The organism is Streptomyces sp. NPDC056160, assembly GCF_042268205.1.
In the GTDB taxonomy this organism is placed as follows: Bacteria; Actinomycetota; Actinomycetes; order Streptomycetales; family Streptomycetaceae; genus Streptomyces.
In genome coordinates this window covers 45,595-67,725 of the sequence record NZ_JBHJUW010000009.1, presented here as the reverse complement: position 1 = coordinate 67,725, position 22,131 = coordinate 45,595, and the positions used below count along the sequence as shown (strand labels likewise).

The following is a 22,131-nucleotide window of genomic DNA, read 5'->3' as shown; positions in this document are numbered from 1 at the left end:
CTTACTTGGGGAGGGAATCGAGACAGGGGCCGAGGAGCCAGCCGGCGATCTCGCGGATGGCGCCGTCGCCGCCGGGGACGGTGGTGACCGCGCGGGCGGCGCCGCGGACGGCGTCGTGGGCGCTCGCGACCGCCACGGGCCAGCCGACGAGGGAGAAGCACGGAAGGTCGTTGACGTCGTTGCCGACGTAGAGGACGCGCTCGGGGGCGATGCCCTGCTCGTCGCACCACTGCTTCAGCGCGAGGTCCTTGCGGTCGATGCCGTGCAGCACCGGGAGCCTGAGCTTGCGGGCGCGGGCGGCGACGACCGGGTTCTGCTCCGTGGACAGGATCAGCAGCTTGAGGCCGCTCCTGCGCAGCGCCGCGATGCCGAGGCCGTCGCCGCGGTGCACGGAGACGAACTCCCGTCCGTCGGAGTCGATCAGCACCCGGTCGTCTGTCTGGGTGCCGTCGAAGTCGAGGACCACGGCGTCGATGTCGTCGTGGGCGGGGAGCGCACCGGCGGGGCTCTCACCGCCGGAGGGGAGCCGGGAGTGCGCCGAGTGCGGGAGGTCCGCGTCGAAGAGGGGCGCCAGGGCCCGCGCGCGGGCGAGGTCGTGCGGGTCGTCGATCTCCAGCACCCGCGCCGGGTCGGTGCGGACCAGGTCGGTACGGCCGAAGAAGCGGTGCCGGTGCGTACGGAAGCCGGCCGCGTCCATCGCGTACGCGGCGCCGGTCTCCAGCAGGTCCTGCGGGCGGTCCTGGCGGCGCGGGCGGAAGAACTTGTCGTGGTTGACGCCGTAGCCGCCGGCCGCTTCGGTCTCGGCCGCCGGTGCGGCGACGCCGACGGCGGCGGTCTCGCCGATCGGGGCGGAGGCGGTCACGGCGCCCTCTCCGATCGGGGCCGAGGCGGTCACGGCGCCCTCTCCGATCGGGGCCGAGGCGGTCACGGCGCCCTCGCGCACCGGGGCGGCGACTGCCACAGTGCCTTCACCCTTCGGCGCGGTGGCAGCCACGGCGCCCTCCCCCACCAGGGCGGGAGCGGTCACGGCACCCTCCCCCACCAGGGCAGGAGCAGGCACGGCGCTCTCGTCCCCCGGCGTGGCGGCAGCCGCGGTGGCGGCCACGGTGGTCCCGCCCGCCCGTGCCGCGCCGGCCACCGCGCCCCCCTGGGCGAGCGCGTGCACCGGGTTCGCGGTGTCCACCGCACCCCCCGCGTCCCGCCAGACGAAGCCGTGGAAGGGCGCCACGGTCAGCGCCGTGTCCGCGCCGGCCTCGACGACCGCGCGGGCGACCCCGTCGATGTCCTCGCGGGCCAGGAACGGGCTGGTGCACTGCACCAGCAGCACCGTGTCCACCCGCGCCCCGTGGAGCGCCTCGTGGGCGTCCATCGCGTGCAGGACGGCCGCCTCGGAGGTGGCCGTGTCGCCCGCGATCGCGGCGGGCCGCAGCACGACCTCGGCACCGGCCTCGCGGGCCGCCGCGGCTATCGCCTGGTCGTCGGTGGAGACGACGACGTCCGTCACGAGCCGCGCCGCGCGGCACTCGCGCACCGCCCGGGACACCAGGGGCACGCCTCCCACGGGGGCGAGGTTCTTCGCGGGTACGCCCTTGGAGCCGCCGCGCGCGGGGATCACCGCGAGCACACGGCGGATCGGGGCGCCCTGGCCCGCTTCCGGGTGGGACATGGCTTCTGCTCCTTGACGTGGGGTCGGGCGGCTCACAGCTCCCCCATCCGCCGGATCACGGGCGCCACGCGCTGCACGCCGTGGCGGTAGGCGCCGCGGGCGGCCCGGCGGACGATCTGCCGGAGCGGTCCGGGGTCCCGGTCGGCGACCGGGGCGCCCGGCAGCGGTGCGCCGTCGGGTCCGAGGTGGTGGCGGGCGAGGATGCCCGGCAGGTAGCCGGGCGCGGTCTCGGGCGTGTAGTAGGGGGCGAGCGGGGGCAGTCCCGCGGGGTCCCGGAGCAGCTCGCCGATGCGCTCGCGGGCCCGGTCGAAGGCGGTGTCGTACGAGCCGTCGGCGGCGACGCCCTGCCGGGACACCCACTCCTCGTCGGGCACCGGGCGGTGTCCGGCGTCCAGCTGGTCCCAGGAGGCGAGGCAGCCGGACCCGGCGAAGTGGTGGTTGCCGAGCGCCTCGCGCACGCCCAGGTCGGTGAGGACCACGGTGGGCACCCGGCGGTGCAGTGCCTCCAGGGCGGCGGTGGAACTGACCGTGACCAGCAGGTCGGTGCGGTCGAGCACGTCGCCCATGTGCCCGTAGACCAGGCGCAGGTTGGGCGGCAGCTCGGTCTTCTGCGCCAGCTTCTGGTACGGCAGTTCCTCGATGTGGGTGGTGTGCTCGCCCGGCCTGGAGCGGAGTTTGAGCAGCACCTCGCGGTCGGGGTGCACCCGGGCGTGCCGGATGAGCCGGTTCAGCAGGTACGTACGGTCCCGGCGGCTCTCGGGGACGGAGGGCTGCGCGGCGAACACGACGGTGTACGGGTCGTGCGCGCCGGTGTGTGTGGCGCCGCCGAGGAACGGCAGGGCCACCTCGGTGACCGCGCCGGCGTCGGCGCCCACTCCTTCGTAGACGGCGCGGAAACGTTCCGCGTCCTGGCGGGAGTTGGCGAGGACGAGGTCCGCGCCATGTCGCAGCAGCAGCCCGTCGGCGAGCTTCTCGTAGACGACGCCGACGTAACCGGTGACGACCACGGGCCGCCGGCCGGTGCCCTCCCAGGTCCCCTTCAGCCCGTGCAGCACCGCCTGGACGCCGCCGCCGACGAGGGCGAGGACGAGGACGTCGTAGGGTTCCTCGCCCGCCGTGTCCTCCCCCATGGCGCGCAGGAACTGGACGGCGGTCACCTCGCTGAGCGAGTCCGCGCGGACGCCGACCTCCGTCAGCTGGCGGGCGGTGGGGGTGGCGCGGCCCCGCAGGAGGTAGCCGTCGAGCCGGACCGCGGCACCGGCGGGGGCGACACGCTGCGCGGTGAGCGCGCCCCATTTCCACCGGGTGTCGGAATCCGCGAGGACGGCGACCCGTAGGGACTTCGTTGCACTTGCTGGCACGCCGCAGACGCTAGGAAGGCATTTCTAGGTCCCGCCCAACCGGAATGCAACAAACGGTTAACAGCACACCGCCGAATACGGAACCGGCCTCGGAACGGCCTGCGGGAAAGCCTGGTTCACGGCATCGCCACGTGCCGTTCACTCCCGCTCAAGATCCAGGTAAAGACGGATGCGGGGCCCGCGCCCTAACGTCGCACCCGTGGTCAAGCTCTCCGTCATCGTGCCGTTCTACAACGTGCAGCAATACGCACCCGACGCCTTGAAGAGTCTGCGTGCGAACGCGCGTGACGACTTCGAATTCGTCCTCGTCGACGATTGTTCCCGTGACGGGACCCCGGACATTCTCGCGCGCGCGGAGCGTGAACTGCCGGGCACGGTACTCGTCCGCCGTGAGGAGAACGGAGGGCTGGCGACCGCGCGCAACACCGGGATCGACCGGGCGCGCGGCGAGTACGTGACGTTCCTGGACGGCGACGACTGGCTGGCCCCCGGCTACTACCCGCGGCTGCTGGCGGTGATCGAGGAGCTGGGCTGCGACTTCGTCCGCGCGGACCACGTGCAGTGCACGGGGCGGGCGCGCGGCATCCACCGCGTGCCGCACGGCCGGCGCGGGGTGGTGCTCGACCCGCGGGCGGCGATACTGCCCGCCGACCGTTCCACGTCGGTCGACTACCCCTACGCGTGGGCGGGCATCTACCACCGCCGCCTGCTGGAGCGGGGTCTGCTGCACTTCACGGACGGGCTGCGCACGGCCGAGGACCGGCCGTGGATCTGGAAGCTGCACCGGGAGGCGGAGTCCTTCGCCGTGACCGGCCTGCTGGGCGTCCACTACCGGCGGGGCGTGGCCTCCTCGCTCACCCAGATCGGCGATGTCCGCCAACTGGACTTCATCCGCGCGTTCGACCAGATCGTCGCGGAGACGGCACGGGACCGGGAGGCGGACCTGCTGCTGCCGAAGGCGGTCCGCACCTACTGCGCGATCATCTCCCACCACCTGGCCTCCCTGGGACGGTACGAGCCGGCGGTGGCACGGAGGCTGAAGTCGCTCGGCGCGCGCGCCCTGCGCCGCATGCCGCAGGACGTCCTGGACCGGACGCTGGACTCGATGGACGGCCGGCGCGCCACCCGGCTGCGCCGGCTGCGCCGCCGCCCGGCCGCCGCGGGGGCCGCCGCGTGACCACCCGGATCTTCCTCGCGTCGACGCTGTACGGCACCGCCACGCTGGCCGCCGCCCTCGACTGCGACCTCTTCGGCCCCGCCGACCGCCGCATCCTGGTGGTCTGCAACAACACGGCGACGCCGGAGACCACGCCGCCCCTGGACGAGCTGCCCGGCTTCGCACGGCTGCGGGAGCGGTTCGACGACGTGGTGTCGTGGAACGAGATGATCTCCCCCTGCCACCCGGGCGGCTGGGCCCCGCGCCAGGACGACGTGCCGCTGTGGGAGCGGCACCTGAGGCTGCTGTGGAACCTGGGCGACGACGCCGTCGAACTGGCCGTGGAGTCGATCCAGGTCAATCCGGCGCTCGGCGTCTGCCAGATCTTCACCGGCGCGCCCGTCACCGTCTACGCCGACGGCCTGATGAGCTACGGCCCCACCCGCAACAAGATCGACCCACTGGTGGGCACCCGCATCGACCGCCTGCTCCACCTGGACCTGGTGCCGGGGCTGCGGCCGGTGCTGCTCACCGAGTTCGGGGTGACGCCCGAGATCGTCCCCACGGACGCCTTCGTCAAGGTGCTGGCCGAACTCGCCGACGCCGGCGACGCGTTGCCCGAGCTGCCCGCCGAACCCGCCCTGCTGCTCGGCCAGTACCTCTCCGCGCTGGGCATCCTCACCGCCGAGGAGGAGGAGGCGCTGCACGTGCGGATGCTGCGGGGCGCCGTCGCGCTCGGCCACACCCGCGTGGTCTTCAAGCCCCACCCGTCGGCGCCGGCCCGCTGGTCGCGGGCGCTGGAGCAGGAGGCCGGGCGGCTGAGCGCCGACCTCACGGTGCTCAGCTCCCCCGTCCTCGCCGAGGTGCTGTACCAGCGCATACGCCCCGCCCTGGTGGTCGGCTGCTTCTCCACGGCCCTGTGCACCGCCTCGGCGCTGTACGGACTGCCGGTCGCCCGCACCGGCACCGGCACGCTGCTGGAGCGGCTGACGCCGTACGAGAACAGCAACCGTGTACCGGTGACGATCGTCGACGCACTGCTGCCGGACCTGGCCGACGGGCCGGCGGTGACGGGGCAGCGGCAGGGAGGGGGACAGGGTCAGGAGCATGGCCGTGGGCAGGGGCAGGGGCAGGGGCGGCGGCACGCCCCCGGGGCCGCGGCCGACGGGGCCGCGGCCGACGAGATCCCGGCCGACGGGGCCCCGGCCGCCGACGTCGACGCGCTGACCGAGCTGGTCCGGGCCGTCTCCTACGCGATGCAGCCGAAGCTCTACCCGAACCTGCGCGCGGACGCCGAGCGGTACCTCGCCGCCCACTTCGGCACGGACGCCCGGCGCTACTTCAAGCGCCGCCGGCTGACCGCGCTGGCGCTGCCCGGCGGTGTCCCGCAGCAGCTGGCCTTCATACCGCGCAACGCCGCGGTACGGCGGGTGGCCCGCCGCGCCCGCTCACTGGGGCGGGCGGTGGGCCGCTGACGGGGCTGGACGGCGGCCGCTGCCTGCTGCGTACCGGGGGCCCTGACCGGGCGGACGCCGGCTACGCGCTGGCCAGGGACAGCTTCACCGCGAAGCCCAGGAACAGCGCGCCCGCCGCCGAGGTCGCCCACGCCGACAGGCGCTTGCGGCGGCGGAAGGCGGCGGCCAGCCGGGTGCCGCTGAATATCAGGGCGCTCAGGTAGAGGCAGCTGGCCAGCTGGGCGAAGGCGCCGAGGACGACGAAGGAGAGGGCGGGGTAGGCGTAGCCCGGGTCGACGAACTGCACGAAGAAGGCGATGAAGAACAGGATCGCCTTGGGGTTGACGAGGCTGACGACGAGGGCCCGGCGGAAGGGCCGTTCGTCGGCGGGTCCGGCCGCGGCGGGAGCGGCTTCCGCCGTGCGCTCGCGCCGGGTGCGCCACATGCTCCACGCGGCCCGCAGCATTCCGATCGCCAGCCAGGTGAGGTACCCGGCGCCCGCGTACTTCACGATGCCGAAGAGCAGGGCGTTCCCCTTGAGCAGGGAGGCGACCCCGGCCGCCGACAGGGTCATGAGCACGGTGTCCCCGCACCAGACACCCGCCGCCGCGGAGTAACCGGCCCGCACGCCGCGCCGGGCGGCGACGGACAGCACGTACAGCGAGTTGGGACCGGGGAGCAGGACGATGAGGACGAGCCCTGCCAGGTAGGTGGGGAGATCGATGACGCCGAACATGGCTGGAGTGTCGCACGGGGGTACGGCACTCGGGGAGGTGTTCCGGGTACCGAGACGAGCGGTCAGCCCTCGCCGTCGAGGAGGGTGTCGACGGACAGGTCGAGGCTCACACCGACGGACTCGGGCAGGGGGACGGACTGGCCCCGCTTGAAGCGCTCGGGGGCGGGGTAGGCGCCGTCGACGGGGTCGGTGTAGAGGAGGACCTCGTGATGTCTGCGGTCGGCAATGAGGTAGACGGGCACGCCGGCCCGGGCATAGATGTCCACCTTGGTGGCTGTGTCATTGGTCCAGTTGGACGACGTGACTTCCAAGACCAGACGGAAGACATGTGGCGCATAGCAGTTCTTCTCGACCAACGCGTCCTTGTAGTCGGCGTCAACGAGAGAGAAGTCAGGCACCGCATAGTCGTCAGGTCCTGTCGGCAGCCATAAACCGACGCCTGAGACGTACTTCAGTCCTGCTTTCCTGGCCTGAGCCCTTGAGCACTCTTCGATGAGCCAGGTCAGCGTCTCCTGGTGCGGCCCGTCCGGCGGCGGTGTCACAACAATGCTCCCGTTGAGGATCTCCACCCGGTGACCGGGCAGCTCCTCCCAGAGCCGGTCGGCAGCATCGGCAAGCGACGACTCGTGCAGCATCACAGCCACGGCACCCTCCTTTCGGGAACACCCAACACGAGCCTAACCGGGAGCGGACGTTTTCCGCCCCCGATCACTCGTTCGAGGGAAAGCCCTGCTCAGAACGCATCGCTGGGCACGTAATTCCCCCACACCTCGCGCAGCGCGTTGCACACCTCGCCCACCGTGGCGCGGGCGCGCAGGGCGTCCTTCATCGGGTAGAGGACGTTGTCCTCGCCCTCGGCGGCCTTCTTCAGGGCGGCCAGGGCGGTGTCGACGGCGTGCTGGTCGCGTCCGGCGCGCAGCTTGGCCAGGCGCTCCGCCTGCTGGGCCTCGATGGCGGGGTCGACGCGCAGCGGCTCGTACGGCTCCTCCTCGTCGAGCTGGAAGCGGTTGACGCCCACGACCACCCGCTCGCCGGAGTCGGTCTCCTGCGCGATGCGGTAGGCGCTGCGCTCGATCTCGTTCTTCTGGAAGCCGTGCTCGATCGCGGCGACCGCGCCGCCGAGGTCCTCGACCTTCCGCATCAGCTCCAGGACGGCCGCCTCGACGTCGTCGGTCATCTTCTCGACGACGTAGGAGCCGGCGAAGGGATCGACGGTCGCGGTCACGTCGGTCTCATAGGCGAGGACCTGCTGCGTGCGCAGGGCCAGCCGCGCGCTCTTGTCCGTGGGCAGCGCGATCGCCTCGTCGAAGGAGTTCGTGTGCAGCGACTGCGTGCCGCCGAGCACCGCCGCCAGACCCTGCACCGCCACCCGGACCAGGTTGACCTCCGGCTGCTGCGCGGTCAGCTGGACCCCGGCCGTCTGGGTGTGGAAGCGCAGCATCAGCGACTTGGGATTCTCGGCGCCGAACTCCTCCTTCATCACCCGCGCCCAGATCCGGCGCGCCGCGCGGAACTTGGCGACCTCCTCCAGGACCGTCGTACGGGCCACGAAGAAGAACGACAGGCGGGGCGCGAAGTCGTCCACGTCCATCCCGGCCGCGACCGCCGTGCGCACGTACTCGATGCCGTCCGCCAGCGTGAACGCGATCTCCTGCGCGGGCGAGGCACCCGCCTCCGCCATGTGGTAACCCGAGATCGAGATCGTGTTCCACTTCGGGATCTCGGCCCGGCAGTACTTGAAGATGTCCGCGATCAGCCGCAGCGACGGCTTGGGCGGGAAGATGTACGTACCCCGCGCGATGTACTCCTTCAGCACGTCGTTCTGGATCGTCCCCGTCAGCTTCTCCGCCGGCACACCCTGCTCCTCGGCCACCAGCTGGTAGAGCAGGAGCAGCAGCGCGGCCGGCGCGTTGATCGTCATGGACGTGGAGACCCTGTCCAGCGGGATCCCGCCGAACAGCACCCGCATGTCCTCCACCGAGTCGATCGCCACACCCACCTTCCCGACCTCGCCGTGCGCGATCGGCGCGTCGGAGTCGTGGCCCATCTGCGTCGGCAGGTCGAACGCCACCGACAGCCCCATCGTGCCGTTCGCGATGAGCTGCTTGTACCGGGCGTTGGACTCCGAAGCCGTACCGAAACCCGCGTACTGCCGCATCGTCCACGGACGACCCGTGTACATCGACGGATACACACCCCGCGTGAACGGATACGCACCCGGCTCACCCAGCTTCACCGCCGGGTCCCACCCCTCCAGGGCGTCCGGCCCGTACACCGGCTCGATGGGCAGACCCGACTCGGACTCGCGCGCCATGGTGTGTGCCTCCGCGTTCTTGGTTACTTGCCAGTTACTCGCCGGTACGGCCGACCCTCGCGACGGACTGTAGCGGCGGCCGTGCGCCGGGTGCAGTGGCCCACGCTGGGACCTTGCTCACAGAAGACGTCCCACTCCCTACTGCCGCCTCTGCCTCTGTCCCTGTCTTCTGTCCCTGTCTTCTGTCCCTGTCTTCTGTCCCTGTCTTCTGTCCCTGTCCCTGTCCCTGTCTTCTGTCTTCTGTCTGTTTCCCACCATGCCCCGTGGTTCGCCACCGGTCACGGATGGAAAGACTTCCGGTGGAGTGCCGTAACCACGGCGACGGGCACCGCAACACCGTTGAGACGGCGGGGGGCCGCATGGGCATCGGGGGCACGAGGAGAGCGGTCGTCGGCGTGGCCGCGGCCGTGGCGCTGACGGGGGCGTACGGCTGCACGGTGCAGCCGGCCGGCTCGGGCACCGGTCAGGGCCCGGGCTCCGGTCCGTCCTCCGGTTCCGGCGCGGCCGGACGCCACCGCTCCCCCGTGCACATCGAGGTGCCGACCGCCCGGCCGTCCGGCGGCGGCGAGGGCCACGACGACAGCGGCAAGGGCAGGGGCACGGCCCGGGACGAGCCGCGGGCGTCCCAGGTCCCGGGCGGATCCGGCGGGAGCGCGCGCACGGCCCCGGCCGCTCCGCCCGCCCCCGCCCCCGTCCTGTGGTCGCGGGGTGCCGACGGGCGTGCCGTGCGCGAACTCCAGGCCCGGCTGCGGCAGATCGGCTGGCTGTCCGAGGGGCCGACCGGGACCTACGGCCCCGCGACGGAGCGGGCCGTCCGGGGCTTCCAGGGCAAGCGCGGCCTGCCCGCCACGGGCCGCACCGACACCGTCACCTGGCAGCGGCTGCGCGGGATGACGCACGAGCCGGGCCAGTGGGAGCTGTACCTCATGGGCGGCCAGCCGGCCGGCGCCCCGGACGCGCGGTGTCTGACGGGCCGGGTGGTCTGCATCGACAAGACGACCCGGACCCTGCGCTGGATGGTCGACGGGCGGACCGAGTCGACGATGGCGGTGCGGTTCGGCACGGAGGCCACACCGACCCGTGAGGGTGTGTTCCAGGTCTACTGGAAGTCGCGCCACCATGTGTCGACGATCTACCACTCCGCCATGCCGTTCGCGATGTTCTTCAGTGGCGGACAGGCGGTCCACTACTCCTCGGACTTCGCGGCCCGCGGTTACGCCGGTGGCTCGCACGGCTGCGTCAACGTACGGGACGAGGCGGCGATCGCGCAGTTGTTCGCGCAGGTGAAGGTGGGCGACAAGGTCGTCGTGTACCGGTGAGAGCGGCACCCGTGCCCGGGGAGAAGCGGGGGCGCGGGCGGGACCGGGGGAACGTGTCCCGCCCGCGCCAGATGCACGAGCCGTGGGTACGGGGGGAACCCCGGCTTCGTGCGAGGGCCGATGACCAGTCGGCTCACTCATTACTGCGCCGGGGCGGCCAAAAACGTCACACCTCGCCGGGAGAAAGTTTTCGGCACCCTTAAAACCGCAGGTCAGAGGCTTTCCGACGGGCGAGGCGAGGCCGCCTTGCCGGGGGTCGGCGGAGCGAGTGAGGGGCGGGGCACGACGTCCCTGCGCGGCGGCCCGCCGGCCGGGTGGCCGCCTTCCGCGTGGCCGCCGTCGTCGTCACCGCGCCCGCCCTCGCCGTCGCCGTGCCCCTGACCGCCACCCTTGCCGCCCTTGCCTCCTTTGCCGCCGTTTCCGCTGTCGCCGCCCTTGCCGTCTTTGTCACCCTGGCCGCCTTTGCCGCCCTGACCGTCCTTGTTGCCCTGCCCGTCCTTGCCGTTCCGGTCGGTGTCCTTGTTCCTGCCCTGCCAGGTGCCGTTCCCCTGACCGGAGCCATGGGCCTCGGCCGCCTTCAGCACGCCCTTGCAGTACGTCCAGACCCGTGAGGAGCCGCCGGCCGCTCCGTCCAGCACGTTCTTGCGGCCGGTGCCCAGGTTCTTGCCGTCCCGCAGGTCCTGGCAGGCGGCGACCAGCCGGCCCCAGCGACCGCCCGGGCCGCTCCCGTCGCCGTCCGGTCCGGTCGCGGTGTCGTGGCCGGCGGCGCTGTCTCCGGCGCCGGCGGGGTCCGAGGCGTCGCCCGCGGAGGACCCGAGCGTGGTCCCGCCGGGCGCCGGCGTCCCGGAGCCGCCCGCCCCCTCGCTGCCGTCGCCGCCCCGGGCGAACGGCGGCGACGGTGCGTCCGAGGCGTCCGAGGGCGTCACGGACGTGGCGGGAGCGGGCTCGTCACCGCCGAACGGGCTCGGCAGCACGCCGGTCGTGGCCGCGGCGGCGACCCCGCCGAGCGCGCCCGCGGCCAACGTGGCGGACAGGGCCAGGCGGACGGGCCGGCCCAGGCGCGCACCGGGGCGCCGGGAACGCGCGGTTCCCGCGCCCCGCGCCGGGCCGTGCCCGTGCGCGGCGATCCGGACGAGTCCGGCGTCGGCGGAGCCTGCCGCCGTGTACCGGCCGGGGGCCCCGGCGGAAACGGCCTGTCCGGCGCGGGTGTCGGCCTGGGCGGCGCGTGCCGTGCGGAAGGCGGCGAGGGCGGCTGCCTCACCGGGCAGCTCGGCGGGGGCCGCGGAGGGGTGGGCGGCCGCGGATTCGGCGGAAAGAGCCTTCAGCGCCTCGGCGAGCCGTTCCGCCCGGTCACGGACGGTGACGTCGACGGTGTCCGGCACCTCTCCGCGGAGCAGGCGCTCCGCGGTCTCGCGGTCCAGCCATCGGTACTGCTCGTCGGCCATCACATGTCCTTCTGCGTCCGGGCGCGCATATGCGTCACACCGGCGGACGTCACCGTGTGGCCTCGCGGTTCTCGTGGGAGCGGCATCGCGCCGAGCGCGTCCACGGATTCCGCATCATCACCGAGCAGCTCCGCGAGCCGTTTCAGACCGCGGTGCGCGGCGGTGCGTACGGCGCCGGGCCGTTTGCCGAGCGTCTCGGCGGCGGTCTTGACGTCCAGGCCCACCACCACGCGCAGCACCACGGCCTCGGCCTGGTCCTGGGGAAGCCGGGCGATGAGGGAGAGGGTGCTGCCGGTGGCGAGCGCCTCGATGGCCTCGCCTGCGGTGTCGGAGGCGGCGGCCTTGCCGGCCAGTTCCGTTTCGTCGCCGCCGATGGCGGGGCGGCGGCCGCGCATGCGTATGTGGTCGAGCGCGCGGTTGCGGGCTATCCGGGCGGCCCACCCGCGGAACCGGTCGGCGTCGCCGCTGAAACGCTCCAGGTCGCGGGCGATCTGGAGCCAGGACTCGGACGCCACGTCCTCGGCGTCGCTCTCGCCGACCAGGGTGCGTATGTAGGCGAGCAGCCGCGGGTGCACGGTGCGGTACACAGTCCGGAACGCGGTCTCGTCCCCGGTCTGTGCGGCAAGCACCGCGGCGGTCAGCTCCGCGTCGTCCCCCAGCACCCCGTGGTTCCTCAGTAGATCGAGCAGGATCGTCGCGGCGTCACGGCCGTCGAACGTTGCGGTGATCATGCATCTTCCGCGCCCGGCGCGAAAGGCACGTTACGACCTGAAACCGCCTCTCGTCCATGACCGTACAACGTGCAACCAACCACTCCGACGGTGAGGTGTGACAGAAAACGCACTCATGGCGCTGAAGGAAGTACGGGTCGCCGCGCGGCCCGTGCCGCGCGACGGCCGGGGCCTCTCCTGTGGGGGGTGGCGGCCCCGGTCGTTGCCTCGGCAGGCCGCCCCCCGGCCTCAGCCCAGCCGCCCGGCCAGTGCCTTGAAGTCAGCCCAGGACAGCGCCGGCTTCCCCGGGTCCCACAGTTTCTGCACGGTCGCGCGCAGCGGCATGCGGATCCCGGCGGCCACCTGGTCCTGGGTCTGGGAGTGCGCGAGGTCGCACCAGACGGCGAAGCCGCCGCCCAGGATCTGGGAGTCGTAGCGGGCGGGCACCGCGTCGGTGCCGCGCAGCACGCGCGGGGTCCACTGTTCGTAGATCCGCCGCCCGGTCGGGTAGACGAAGGTCTGGGGCTGGCCCAGGACGTAGTAGAGGTACTCGTCGTTGTAGTTGATCACCTGGCGGCCGGCGGCGAGGTACTCGGCCGGCGGGCGGGCGCCCAGCTCCTTGCCGGTCCAGTAGGCGACCTCGATGTCCTTGTCGGGACTCACGGAGGTGTGCCGGAAGAAGCCGTCGTTCCAGGCGCGCGGGGCGCGGTGGCGGGCGCGGACGGTGGCGGCGCGGTCGTTCAGCCAGCCGGTCGTCAGGTCGGCGACGGTGCCGCCGGGGCCGTAGGCCTTGCGCGCGGCGGCGGCCAGCTGCGGGTAGGACGCCTCGGGGCTGCGGACGGTCAGCGCCTGGTACTCGTCACCGCCGAGGTGCCAGTAGCCGCCGGGGAAGACGCCCGCGAACTCGTTCAGGAGGTCGTCGACGATCCGCGCCGAGCCGCCCTTGGAGATGTCGACCGCGCCCTTGGTCGCCACGCCCTGCGCGTTACGCAGTTGCAGGTCGGGGTGGGCGGCGATCACCGCGCCCAGGTGGCCGGGCGAGTCGATCTCGGGCACGACGGTGATGTGCCGGCTGCCGGCGAGGTCGACGATCCGCTTGACCTGGGCCTTGGTGAGGTGGTCCCCGGAGACGATCTCCGGGTGGGTGTCGGACTGGATGCGGAAGGACTGGTCGTCGGAGAAGTGCAGGCCCAGCTCGTTGTACTTGAGGTCGCCCAGCTCCCGTATTCGGTCCTCTATCCAGTCCGCCGTGAACGGTTTGCGCGCGATGTCCAGCATGAACCCGCGCCGCGGCTTGGCGGGTGCGTCGTCCACGACGCCCTCGGGGGCCGTGCCGCCCGCGTGCACCTCCTGTTTCAGGGTCCGGGTGCCGTAGAAGACACCCGCGTCGCCGCCTCCGCTGATGGTGACGCGTCCGCCGCTCACCGTCATGGAGTACGACTCCGGGTCGCCGCCCCTGCCGCCGCCCAGCGCGAGGCGTACGTCACCGTCGCGGACGTCGTCCCGTAACCCCGCGTACGTCAGGCCCAGCTCGCCGGCCAGCAGTTGCCCCTCGTCGGCGAGGGATGCGTCGCCGACCACCACCCGCCCGCCGCGCGCCGGGCGCCAGCCGGGGCCGCGGGCGGCGGTGTGCGAGCGCACGGCGGGAATGGTCCGCGGCGCCCGGGAGAGCGGGTAGGTCCGGGTCGGGCTGGGGGCGGGCTGCGTCGGGGAGGCCGTGCCCGTCGCCGGGCCCGCCACGTCCGCGGGGCCGCCGTCGTCACCGCCCGAGGCCCACACGCCGAGACCGGCGCCGAGGCCGGCCGTGACGGCGAACACCCCGCCGGCCACTGCCCACCTGCGCCGCGACCCCGCCGGGGCACGGTGTCGCCTGTGCTCACTCACACGGCCAACCTACGGCCTCGTCCCGCGCCGGGTGTCCACGAACCGTTCTCAAACTCTTCCGTCCGAGTGAAATCGGGGCATCGGCCGGACACGTCCCGCCCCCTGCCGATAACGTGGCGACACATCTCACACCATCCCCTGCCGACTCACCCGGAACGCCCGTCAGCGGGCGCGCCGTCTCCCACGCCGAGGACCCACGCTGCCCGCGCAGACCCTGGAGCGCTTCAACACCGCCCCGCCCGACGAGACCCGCCGCGCCCTCCTGGCCTGCCTGCGCAGCCCGCGCTGGGCCCGTCGCGTCGCCGCCCACCGCCCCTACCCGGACCTGCCCGCCCTGCTCGCGGCGGCGGACGAGGCGGCGTACGACCTGGGCATGGCCGATCTCGCCGAGGCCCTGGCGGAAGAACCCCTGCCGGCCCTCCCCGACGGCATATACCTGGCCGCCTCCACGGCCCTGAGCGCCGCTTACGCGGCCTACGAGGCGAAATTCGGACATACATTCGTCATCTGCCTGGACGGCGCCGCCCCGGAGGAGGTCCTGAACCGGGTGCTGGCGGCGATCCGGTCACGATTGACGAACGATCCGGAGGAAGAGCGCGTGGTGACGGCGGAGGAGCTGCGGCACCTGGCCAGGGGGCGGCTGGTGCGCGCCCTCGGGGGTGCGGGGCGGCACCGGTCAGCGGCTGCGCCGTGGGGGACGACCAGCGCCGACGCGCCGGCGGTCGGCGCATGAGCGCCCACGCCCGCCCGGCGGCCCTCCCCGCTCACCCGTCCGTGCTCCTTTGAGTGCCACTTTGATCACACCGGCAGGCCCGCTGTGAGCACCACTCCCCCACGTCGCTACGATGCTGGGGGCCGGTGGACCGTACCCGGCCGGGCCCGACCGACACCGAAGCCGGCGCGGCCCTAGTCCCCGCTCCCGGAGGGTTCTTCCGTGCCGGCTGGAACGCTGTACCGCGGCCGGGAAGGAATGTGGTCCTGGGTGGCTCACCGAGTCACCGGCGTCCTCATCTTCTTCTTCCTGTTCGTTCACGTGCTGGACACCGCACTCGTCCGCGTGTCTCCCGAGGACTACGACAAGGTCGTGTCCACGTACAAGACCCCGATCGTCGCGTGCCTGGAGTACGGCCTCGTCGCCGCCATCCTCTTCCACGCGCTGAACGGTCTCCGTGTCATCGCCGTCGACTTCTGGGCCAAGGGTGCCCGCTACCAGAAGCAGATGCTCTGGACGGTCGTCATCGCCTGGTTCGTGCTCATGCTCGGGGCGATCTACCCCGTCCTGGGTCACGCCTTTCGAGTCGTCTTCGGGAGCTGACGCGTATGTCCACCACTGAAACCACCGCTTCCGGTGTGGGCCCGGTCGAAGGCGCCTCCTACAACGTCGACAACCCGGCTCCGTTCATCGAGGCCCCGCGCAAGCGCACCAAGAAGACCCCGAGGTCGACCCGGGGCAACTTCGAGATGTACGGCTGGCTGTTCATGCGGCTGTCCGGTGTCGTGCTGGTCGTCCTGGTCATCGGCCACCTGCTGATCCAGCTCGTCCTGGACGGCGGTGTCTCCAAGGTCGGCTTCGCCTTCGTCGCGGGCCGCTGGGCCTCGCCCTGGTGGCAGGTCTGGGACCTGCTGATGCTGTGGCTGGCCATGCTGCACGGCTGCAACGGCCTGCGTACCGTCATCAACGACTACGCGGAGCGCGCGAACACGCGGCTGTGGCTGAAGGGCCTGCTCTACACCGCCACGGTGTGGACCATCCTGCTGGGCACGCTGGTGATCTTCACCTTCGACCCGAACATCCGCTAGGCACGGGGCTGAGGTAATCCACTCATGAAGATCCACAAGTACGACACCGTCATCGTCGGCGCCGGCGGCGCCGGTATGCGCGCCGCCATCGAGTCGACCAAGCGCAGCCGCACCGCCGTGCTGACCAAGCTCTACCCGACCCGCTCCCACACGGGCGCCGCGCAGGGCGGCATGGCCGCCGCGCTGGCCAACGTGGAGGAGGACAACTGGGAGTGGCACACCTTCGACACGGTCAAGGGCGGTGACTACCTGGTCGACCAGGACGCCGCCGAGATCCTGGCGAAGGAGGCCATCGACTCCGTCCTCGACCTGGAGAAGATGGGCCTGCCGTTCAACCGGACGCCGAACGGCACGATCGACCAGCGCCGGTTCGGCGGTCACTCCCGCAACCACGGCGAGGCCCCGGTCCGCCGCTCCTGCTACGCGGCCGACCGCACCGGCCACATGATCCTCCAGACGCTGTACCAGAACTGCGTCAAGGAGGGCGTGGAGTTCTTCAACGAGTTCTACGTCCTGGACCAGCTGATCACCGAGGTCGACGGCGTCAAGAAGTCGGCCGGCGTGGTGGCGTACGAGCTGGCGACCGGCGAGATCCACATCTTCCAGGCGAAGTCCGTGATCTACGCCTCCGGCGGCACCGGCAAGTTCTTCAAGGTGACCTCCAACGCGCACACCCTGACCGGTGACGGCCAGGCCGCCGTGTACCGGCGCGGGCTGCCGCTGGAGGACATGGAGTTCTTCCAGTTCCACCCGACCGGCATCTGGCGCATGGGCATCCTGCTCACCGAGGGCGCCCGCGGTGAGGGCGGCATCCTGCGCAACAAGGACGGCGAGCGCTTCATGGAGAAGTACGCGCCCGTCATGAAGGACCTGGCGTCCCGTGACGTCGTCTCCCGCTCCATCTACACGGAGATCCGCGAGGGCCGCGGCTGCGGTCCCGAGGGCGACCACGTCTACCTGGACCTCACCCACCTCCCGCCGGAGCAGCTGGACGCCAAGCTGCCCGACATCACCGAGTTCGCGCGGACCTACCTCGGCATCGAGCCGTACACGGACCCGATCCCGATCCAGCCCACCGCGCACTACGCCATGGGCGGCATCCCGACCAACGTCGAGGGTGAGGTCCTGGCGGACAACACCACCGTCGTCCCGGGCCTGTACGCGGCCGGCGAGGTGGCCTGCGTGTCCGTGCACGGCGCCAACCGGTTGGGCACCAACTCGCTGCTGGACATCAACGTCTTCGGCCGCCGCGCGGGCATCGCCGCCGCGGAGTACGCGCAGAAGGCGGACTTCGTCGAGCTGCCGGCGGACCCGGAGAGCCTCGTCGTCGAGCAGATCGAGCGGCTGCGCTCCTCCACGGGCACCGAGCGCGTGGCCACGATCCGCCGCGAGCTGCAGGAGACCATGGACGCCAACGTCATGGTGTTCCGCACCGAGCAGACGATCAAGACGGCGGTCGAGAAGATCGCCGAACTGCGCGAGCGCTACAAGAACGTGGCGATCCAGGACAAGGGCAAGCGGTTCAACACCGACCTCCTGGAGGCCATCGAGCTGGGCAACCTGCTGGACCTGGCCGAGGTCATGGCGGTCTCCGCCCTGGCCCGCAAGGAGTCCCGCGGCGGTCACTACCGCGAGGACTACCCGAACCGCGACGACGTCAACTTCATGCGCCACACCATGGCGTACCGCGAGGTCGGCGCCGACGGGTCCGAATCCATCCGTCTCGACTACAAGCCGGTCGTCCAGACCCGCTACCAGCCGATGGAGCGTAAGTACTGATGGCAACCCCTGTTCTGGACAAGGCGGACGCGGCCGGGCAGCCCGAGCCGGGATTCGCCGACTCCCCCTACATCACCGTCACCCTGCGGGTCCGCCGGTTCAACCCGGAGGTCTCGGCGGAGTCCACCTGGGAAGACTTCCAGCTGGAGATGGACCCCAAGGAGCGTGTCCTCGACGCGCTGCACAAGGTCAAGTGGGACCACGACGGCACGCTCACCTTCCGCCGCTCCTGCGCCCACGGCATCTGCGGTTCGGACGCGATGCGGATCAACGGCAAGAACCGCCTCGCGTGCAAGACGCTGATCAAGGACATCAACCCCGAGAAGCCGATCACGGTGGAGCCCATCAAGGGCCTCACGGTGCTCAAGGACCTCGTGGTCGACATGGAGCCGTTCTTCCAGGCGTACCGGGACGTGATGCCCTTCCTGATCACGAAGGACACCAACGAGCCCACGCGCGAGCGGCTGCAGTCGGCCGAGGACCGGGCGCGCTTCGACGACACGACGAAGTGCATCCTGTGCGCGGCGTGCACCTCCTCCTGCCCGGTGTTCTGGAACGACGGCCAGTACTTCGGTCCGGCCGCGATCGTGAACGCCCACCGCTTCATCTTCGACAGCCGTGACGAGGCGGGCGAGCAGCGCCTGGAGATCCTCAACGACAAGGACGGCGTGTGGCGTTGCCGCACCACCTTCAACTGCACCGATGCCTGCCCCCGCGGCATCGAGGTGACGAAGGCGATCGCGGAGGTCAAGCGGGCGCTGATCACCCGCCGCTTCTGAGGCCGTCGCCCTCCGGCAGGCCCGGATCAGGGCCCCGTTCCCCCTGGGAGCGGGGCCCTCGGCGTTCCTGCGCCGGGCGGGTGACCTGACGGCCCGTCCCGCGGGGTGTGCGCGGGGGTGCGCGGCAGGGGCGTACCTAACCTGATCACATGTCAGATGACGAGTCGTACGAGCTGCTCGGGTTCGACAACGTGCTGCTGGCCGTGGGCGATCTCGGCGAGGCCGTGGGGTTCTACGAGCGGGCCGGGTTCGCCGTGGCGTTCCGGCTGGACGAGGCGGGGATCGCGCTGCTGAAGGTCGGCGGTGAGACCCCGGGGATCCTGCTGCGCAAGGAGGAGGCGCTCGGGCACCGGCCGCCGCCGTGGCACACCCCGCGCCTGTGGCTGGAGGTCCCGGACGCCCGCGCGGCGGCCCGGGCGCTGGCGGCGGCCGGCATCGAGCCGCTGGACGAGCCGTCCGCCCAGGCCACCGGCTGGACCGTGGAGGTCGCCGACCCCTGGGGCAACGTCCTCGGCCTCACCGACTACACCAAGCGCCCCGAGCTGGGCCGCCGCCCCTGAGCCACCGCCCGCCCGGCCCGCGCGGGGCCACTGGCTAGGCTCTGACCGTGCCCGAGAAGAAGAGTCCCGACAGCAAGAGCGACGGCGGCGGCGCGTCCCCGGCCCAGGCCCCGGAATCCACGCCGGCCCAGGCACCGGACCCCACGCCGGCCGCGGCCCCGAGCAAGTCCGAGCAGACCCGGGCCCTGATCCTGGAGACGGCCATGCGCCTGTTCCAGGAGCGCGGCTACGACAGGACCACCATGCGGGCCATCGCCCAGGAGGCCGGGGTCTCCGTCGGCAACGCGTACTACTACTTCGAAGGCAAGGAGCACCTGATCCAGGGCTTCTACGACCGGATCGCCGCCGAGCACCAGGAGGCGGTGCGGGAGGTCCTGGCCCGGGAGAGCGGCCTGGAGGCGCGTCTGGCGGGCGTACTGAAGGCCTGGCTCGACATCGCCACGCCGTACCACGAGTTCGCCGTCCAGTTCTTCAAGAACGCGGCCGACCCCGACAGTCCGCTCAGCCCCTTCTCCCCCGAGTCGGAGCACGCGCGCGTGGAGGCCGTCAGCGTCCACCGGCAGGTGCTGCACGGGGCGCGCACCAAGGTGCCGGCGGAGCTGCGCGAGGTGCTGCCCGAGCTGATGTGGCTGGCCCAGATGGGCCTCGTCCTGTACTGGGTGTTCGACCGCACGCCGGGCCGCGAGCGCAGCTACCGGCTCGCCGAGCGCGGGGCCCGGCTCACCGCGCGGGGGGTGTCGCTGGCCCGGTTCCGGGCGCTGCGGCCGCTGGTGCACGAGGTGCACGAGCTGTTCACGGACTTCCTGCCGGGGATGACGAAGGCGCTGCCGGACCCGGCCCGCAGGAGCCGCCAGGACGGGTGAGGGGCACCGGCGCGCCCTCGCGGGTGCCGGTACACCTCGGGCGTGCCGGTGCCCCTCGCGGGTGCCGGTGCCCCTCGGGCGTGCCGGTGCCCCTCGCGGGTGCCGGTGCCCCTCGGGCGTGCCGGTGCCCCTCTCCCGTGCCCGGGAGGCGGGCTCTGCGCCCGGTGGCTCAGATCCAGTTGAGCTTCCAGAGCCGGAAGACGCCCGTGCCGTCCGACAGGTACTGGCCGCCGCCGACGTCCTCGCTGGTGACGACGTACTCCTTCTGCTGCCACAGCGGGACCAGCGGCACGTCGTCGGCCACCTTCGCCTGCAGGGAGCGGAAGTCGGACGCCGCCCGGCTGCGGTCGGTGTACTGCCGGCTGTCGGAGACGAGCGCGTCGACGGCCTTGTTGCTGTAGCCGGTGTTCATGCTGCTGCCGGAGCCGACGAGCGGGCCGCCGAAGGTGTCCGGGTCCGGGTAGTCGGCGACCCAGCCGACCGCCCAGGCGTCCATCTTCCCGGCGGTGTACCGCTTCTGGAAGTCGGTCCACTCGTAACCCTTGACGTCGACCTTGAACAGGCCGCTCGACTCCAGCTGCCGCTTGATCTCCGCGGCTTCCTCGGCGCCCTGGCCGCGGCCCTCGCCGTAGCCGTAGGTGAACCGCACCGGGGTCGAGACCCCCGCCTCGGTCAGCAGCTGACGGGCCTTCTTGACGCTCTGTGCCGGGTAGGCGTCGAAGAAGGAGGTGGTGTGTCCGGTGATGCCGGCCGGGACCAGGGAGTACAGCGCGTCCACCGTGCCGTCGTAGACGGAGGTGACCAGCTGCTCGCGGTTGATCAGCCAGGCGAGGGCGCGGCGGACCCGGACGTCGTGCAGCGGGGAGGAGGCGTGCGTGTTGAGGTACAGGTTGCGGGTCTCGGCGCTGTCGGACTCCGACACGCGCTGCGTGGGGTCGCTCGGGTTGAGCGCGGCGAGCAGCTTGGGCGTCAGCGTGCGGGTGGCGGCGTCGACCTGCTTGTCCTGCCAGGCCTTGTCGAGGGCGCTGCCCTCGGTGAAGTAGCGGACCTGGATGGGCCGTCCGGTGCCGCCGATGGCGCCCTTGTAGGAGCCGTTGGGCTTCAGGTCGGCGCTCTTGTCCTTGGTGTATCCGGTCAGGCGGTACGGTCCGGTGCCGTCGGCGTCGGTCCCGGTGCGCAGCGAGTTCAGCGCGTAGCGGGTGTGGTCGACGATGGAACCGGCGCCGGTGGCGACCTTCAGCGGGAAGGTGGTGTCGGGCGTGGAGAGGTGGAAGGTGACGGTCATGCCGTCGGCGTCCACGGAGCCGAGGGTGGAGAACAGGGCCGACGGGCCGACCTTGGAGTCGATCTTCTTGACCCGGTCGAAGGAGTACTTGACGTCTTCGGCGGTCATCGTCCGCCCGCTCGGGAACTTCAGGCCGTCGCGCACCGTGCAGCGGTAGGTGCGCAGTCCGCCGCCCACGAAGCCGCAGTTCTTGGCCGCGTCGGGCACGGGCTGGGTGCCGTCGGGCTCGAAGGTGAGCAGCGACTGGAAGACGTTGCTGTACAGGGCCCAGGAGCCGGCGTCGTAGGCGCCCGCCGGGTCCAGCGCGGTGACGGCGTCCGTCGTGCCCAGGGTGATCGCCTTGTTCTTGTCGCCCTGGGACGGCAGGAGTTGCCAGCCGCCCACACCGACCACCGCCAGGACCAGCAGCGTCAGCAGAATCCGTATGCGAACCGACCGCATCGGTGATGCCCTCCCCAGGCCCTCCAGGCCCTTCGCGAGCCGCTGTGCATATGCCACACCCCTTGGGGCCGCGCACACATAATCACACGACCCTCACGAGGGGGAAGGGGATTCCGGAGGGGACGAAAAGACGTTATGAAGAAGTGTTTTCTCCTTGTTTCACAGGATGTCCTCAGGTGTCCCTCAGCGTGGCGATCAGCGCGCCTTTCGCACCGTTTGGCCGATTTCGCCGACACGGACAGTAATACGTCGCACATTTCGTCGATGACGCACATCACACCCCTACCGGACATCCCGTCAGCCGGGCACCGGTGGCCGGAGCGTTATGACGTCCGGCGCAGTGCACGCAGTCCGCGCAACCCGAGGCCCCCGATGACCGTCCCCAATACGAAGGAGACGACCGCCAGCGTCAGGTGCACCCAGAAGTACGCCGTCGGATGACCGTCGTCGAACGCGAGCCCGCTGCTGTCCTTGACGAGATTCTTGACGAAAGTGACCCAGATGACCCAGCTCCACACCCCGAAGGCGAGCAGGAACCAGGAGACGGGGCGGCTGAGCTTCATACCTTCAGTATCGCTG

The 22,131-nt window shown here is 71.8% G+C and carries 20 protein-coding genes; 10 read left to right on the top strand and 10 right to left on the bottom strand.

Annotated elements, in window-relative coordinates; genetic code table 11:
• Position 1 precedes the first annotated feature (1 nt).
• Together ACFC02_RS05340 and ACFC02_RS05335 are read right to left on the bottom strand one after the other, a co-directional pair.
• Positions 2-1,666, bottom strand: a complete 1,665-nt coding sequence (locus ACFC02_RS05340; RefSeq protein WP_376352446.1) for a cytidylyltransferase domain-containing protein — start codon at positions 1,664-1,666, stop codon at positions 2-4.
• A gap of 32 nt (positions 1,667-1,698) precedes the next feature.
• The gene (locus ACFC02_RS05335; RefSeq protein WP_376352444.1) at positions 1,699-3,027 is read right to left on the bottom strand and encodes a DUF6716 putative glycosyltransferase; all 1,329 of its coding nucleotides are present in this window, start codon (positions 3,025-3,027) and stop codon (positions 1,699-1,701) included.
• Between the two features lie 199 nt (positions 3,028-3,226).
• Here ACFC02_RS05335 and ACFC02_RS05330 point away from each other — a divergent pair, with 199 nt between their 5' ends.
• Positions 3,227-4,204 carry a glycosyltransferase family 2 protein gene (locus tag ACFC02_RS05330; RefSeq protein ID WP_376352441.1) on the top strand — a complete coding sequence of 326 codons (978 nt, stop codon included), beginning with the start codon at positions 3,227-3,229 and terminating at the stop codon, positions 4,202-4,204.
• Positions 4,201-5,658 carry a polysialyltransferase family glycosyltransferase gene (locus ACFC02_RS05325; RefSeq protein WP_376352438.1) on the top strand — a complete coding sequence of 486 codons (1,458 nt, stop codon included), beginning with the start codon at positions 4,201-4,203 and terminating at the stop codon, positions 5,656-5,658. Before ACFC02_RS05330 ends, ACFC02_RS05325 begins: the two co-directional genes overlap by 4 nt.
• Before the next feature lie 61 nt (positions 5,659-5,719).
• Here the strand turns inward: ACFC02_RS05325 and leuE are convergent, their stop codons facing one another.
• The 3 genes from leuE to ACFC02_RS05310 all read right to left on the bottom strand — a co-directional run bounded on the left by leuE (position 5,720) and on the right by ACFC02_RS05310 (position 8,687).
• A complete protein-coding gene (gene leuE, locus ACFC02_RS05320) occupies positions 5,720-6,373 on the bottom strand; it encodes a leucine efflux protein LeuE (RefSeq protein WP_376352435.1) in 654 nt (217 codons plus the stop codon).
• A gap of 62 nt (positions 6,374-6,435) precedes the next feature.
• Positions 6,436-7,008, bottom strand: a complete 573-nt coding sequence (locus tag ACFC02_RS05315; protein WP_376352564.1) for a Uma2 family endonuclease — start codon at positions 7,006-7,008, stop codon at positions 6,436-6,438.
• A 98-nt stretch (positions 7,009-7,106) separates the two neighbouring features.
• A complete protein-coding gene (locus ACFC02_RS05310; RefSeq protein ID WP_376352432.1) occupies positions 7,107-8,687 on the bottom strand; it encodes a methylmalonyl-CoA mutase in 1,581 nt (526 codons plus the stop codon).
• A 359-nt stretch (positions 8,688-9,046) separates the two neighbouring features.
• Between ACFC02_RS05310 and ACFC02_RS05305 the strand changes: the two genes are divergently transcribed.
• Positions 9,047-10,006, top strand: a complete 960-nt coding sequence (locus tag ACFC02_RS05305; RefSeq protein WP_376352561.1) for a L,D-transpeptidase family protein — start codon at positions 9,047-9,049, stop codon at positions 10,004-10,006.
• A 212-nt stretch (positions 10,007-10,218) separates the two neighbouring features.
• On the opposite strand, the gene ACFC02_RS05300 is transcribed toward ACFC02_RS05305, so the two are convergent.
• From ACFC02_RS05300 to ACFC02_RS05290, 3 genes are all read right to left on the bottom strand, one after another.
• Complete coding sequence (locus ACFC02_RS05300) at positions 10,219-11,451, bottom strand: extensin (RefSeq protein ID WP_376352429.1); 1,233 nt, start codon at positions 11,449-11,451, stop codon at positions 10,219-10,221.
• On the bottom strand, positions 11,451-12,113 hold the full coding sequence (locus ACFC02_RS05295) for an RNA polymerase sigma factor (protein WP_376352558.1): 663 nt from the start codon (positions 12,111-12,113) through the stop codon (positions 11,451-11,453). The genes ACFC02_RS05300 and ACFC02_RS05295 overlap by 1 nt, the downstream gene beginning before the upstream one ends.
• A gap of 297 nt (positions 12,114-12,410) precedes the next feature.
• On the bottom strand, positions 12,411-13,991 hold the full coding sequence (locus ACFC02_RS05290) for a glycoside hydrolase family 20 protein (protein ID WP_376352426.1): 1,581 nt from the start codon (positions 13,989-13,991) through the stop codon (positions 12,411-12,413).
• 268 nt (positions 13,992-14,259) lie between these two features.
• On the opposite strand from ACFC02_RS05290, the gene ACFC02_RS05285 reads away from it, so the two are divergent.
• The 7 genes from ACFC02_RS05285 (at position 14,260) to ACFC02_RS05255 (ending at position 19,826) form a co-directional block, all read left to right on the top strand.
• Complete coding sequence (locus tag ACFC02_RS05285) at positions 14,260-14,778, top strand: 2-oxo-4-hydroxy-4-carboxy-5-ureidoimidazoline decarboxylase (protein ID WP_376352556.1); 519 nt, start codon at positions 14,260-14,262, stop codon at positions 14,776-14,778.
• Between the two features lie 201 nt (positions 14,779-14,979).
• Positions 14,980-15,360, top strand: a complete 381-nt coding sequence (sdhC, locus tag ACFC02_RS05280) for a succinate dehydrogenase, cytochrome b556 subunit (protein WP_360972241.1) — start codon at positions 14,980-14,982, stop codon at positions 15,358-15,360.
• Between the two features lie 5 nt (positions 15,361-15,365).
• Positions 15,366-15,845, top strand: a complete 480-nt coding sequence (locus ACFC02_RS05275; RefSeq protein ID WP_360972239.1) for a succinate dehydrogenase hydrophobic membrane anchor subunit — start codon at positions 15,366-15,368, stop codon at positions 15,843-15,845.
• Between the two features lie 24 nt (positions 15,846-15,869).
• Positions 15,870-17,624, top strand: coding sequence for a succinate dehydrogenase flavoprotein subunit (gene sdhA / locus ACFC02_RS05270; protein WP_376352423.1), 1,755 nt, complete (start codon positions 15,870-15,872; stop codon positions 17,622-17,624).
• Positions 17,624-18,403: a succinate dehydrogenase iron-sulfur subunit gene (locus tag ACFC02_RS05265; RefSeq protein ID WP_360972235.1), complete on the top strand. Its 780-nt coding sequence runs from the start codon at positions 17,624-17,626 to the stop codon at positions 18,401-18,403. The genes sdhA and ACFC02_RS05265 overlap by 1 nt, the downstream gene beginning before the upstream one ends.
• 149 nt (positions 18,404-18,552) lie before the next feature.
• Entirely contained in the window at positions 18,553-18,963 is a 411-nt protein-coding gene (locus ACFC02_RS05260) for a VOC family protein (protein WP_360972233.1), read from the top strand.
• 185 nt (positions 18,964-19,148) lie between these two features.
• Positions 19,149-19,826, top strand: coding sequence for a TetR/AcrR family transcriptional regulator (locus tag ACFC02_RS05255; protein WP_376352553.1), 678 nt, complete (start codon positions 19,149-19,151; stop codon positions 19,824-19,826).
• A gap of 169 nt (positions 19,827-19,995) precedes the next feature.
• Here ACFC02_RS05255 and ACFC02_RS05250 read toward each other — a convergent pair whose 3' ends face one another.
• Positions 19,996-21,552 (bottom strand): ABC transporter substrate-binding protein, encoded by a 1,557-nt coding sequence (locus tag ACFC02_RS05250; RefSeq protein ID WP_376352419.1) that lies wholly within the window; start codon positions 21,550-21,552, stop codon positions 19,996-19,998.
• Between the two features lie 323 nt (positions 21,553-21,875).
• Positions 21,876-22,115 (bottom strand): SCO4848 family membrane protein, encoded by a 240-nt coding sequence (locus ACFC02_RS05245; RefSeq protein ID WP_037861093.1) that lies wholly within the window; start codon positions 22,113-22,115, stop codon positions 21,876-21,878.
• Positions 22,116-22,131 lie beyond the last annotated feature (16 nt).

What these genes read in the sequence shown, in the direction of transcription:
- ACFC02_RS05305 (WP_376352561.1), top strand. Translation starts at nt 9,047, where the DNA reads ATGGGCATCGGGGGCACGAGGAGAGCGGTCGTCGGCGTGGCCGCGGCC.
- ACFC02_RS05245 (WP_037861093.1), bottom strand. Translation starts at nt 22,115, where the DNA reads ATGAAGCTCAGCCGCCCCGTCTCCTGGTTCCTGCTCGCCTTCGGGGTG.
- ACFC02_RS05250 (WP_376352419.1), bottom strand. Translation starts at nt 21,552, where the DNA reads ATGCGGTCGGTTCGCATACGGATTCTGCTGACGCTGCTGGTCCTGGCG.
- leuE (WP_376352435.1), bottom strand. Translation starts at nt 6,373, where the DNA reads ATGTTCGGCGTCATCGATCTCCCCACCTACCTGGCAGGGCTCGTCCTC.
- ACFC02_RS05265 (WP_360972235.1), top strand. Translation starts at nt 17,624, where the DNA reads ATGGCAACCCCTGTTCTGGACAAGGCGGACGCGGCCGGGCAGCCCGAG.
- ACFC02_RS05340 (WP_376352446.1), bottom strand. Translation starts at nt 1,666, where the DNA reads ATGTCCCACCCGGAAGCGGGCCAGGGCGCCCCGATCCGCCGTGTGCTC.
- ACFC02_RS05310 (WP_376352432.1), bottom strand. Translation starts at nt 8,687, where the DNA reads ATGGCGCGCGAGTCCGAGTCGGGTCTGCCCATCGAGCCGGTGTACGGG.
- ACFC02_RS05300 (WP_376352429.1), bottom strand. Translation starts at nt 11,451, where the DNA reads ATGGCCGACGAGCAGTACCGATGGCTGGACCGCGAGACCGCGGAGCGC.
- ACFC02_RS05315 (WP_376352564.1), bottom strand. Translation starts at nt 7,008, where the DNA reads ATGCTGCACGAGTCGTCGCTTGCCGATGCTGCCGACCGGCTCTGGGAG.
- ACFC02_RS05260 (WP_360972233.1), top strand. Translation starts at nt 18,553, where the DNA reads ATGTCAGATGACGAGTCGTACGAGCTGCTCGGGTTCGACAACGTGCTG.
- sdhA (WP_376352423.1), top strand. Translation starts at nt 15,870, where the DNA reads ATGAAGATCCACAAGTACGACACCGTCATCGTCGGCGCCGGCGGCGCC.
- ACFC02_RS05275 (WP_360972239.1), top strand. Translation starts at nt 15,366, where the DNA reads ATGTCCACCACTGAAACCACCGCTTCCGGTGTGGGCCCGGTCGAAGGC.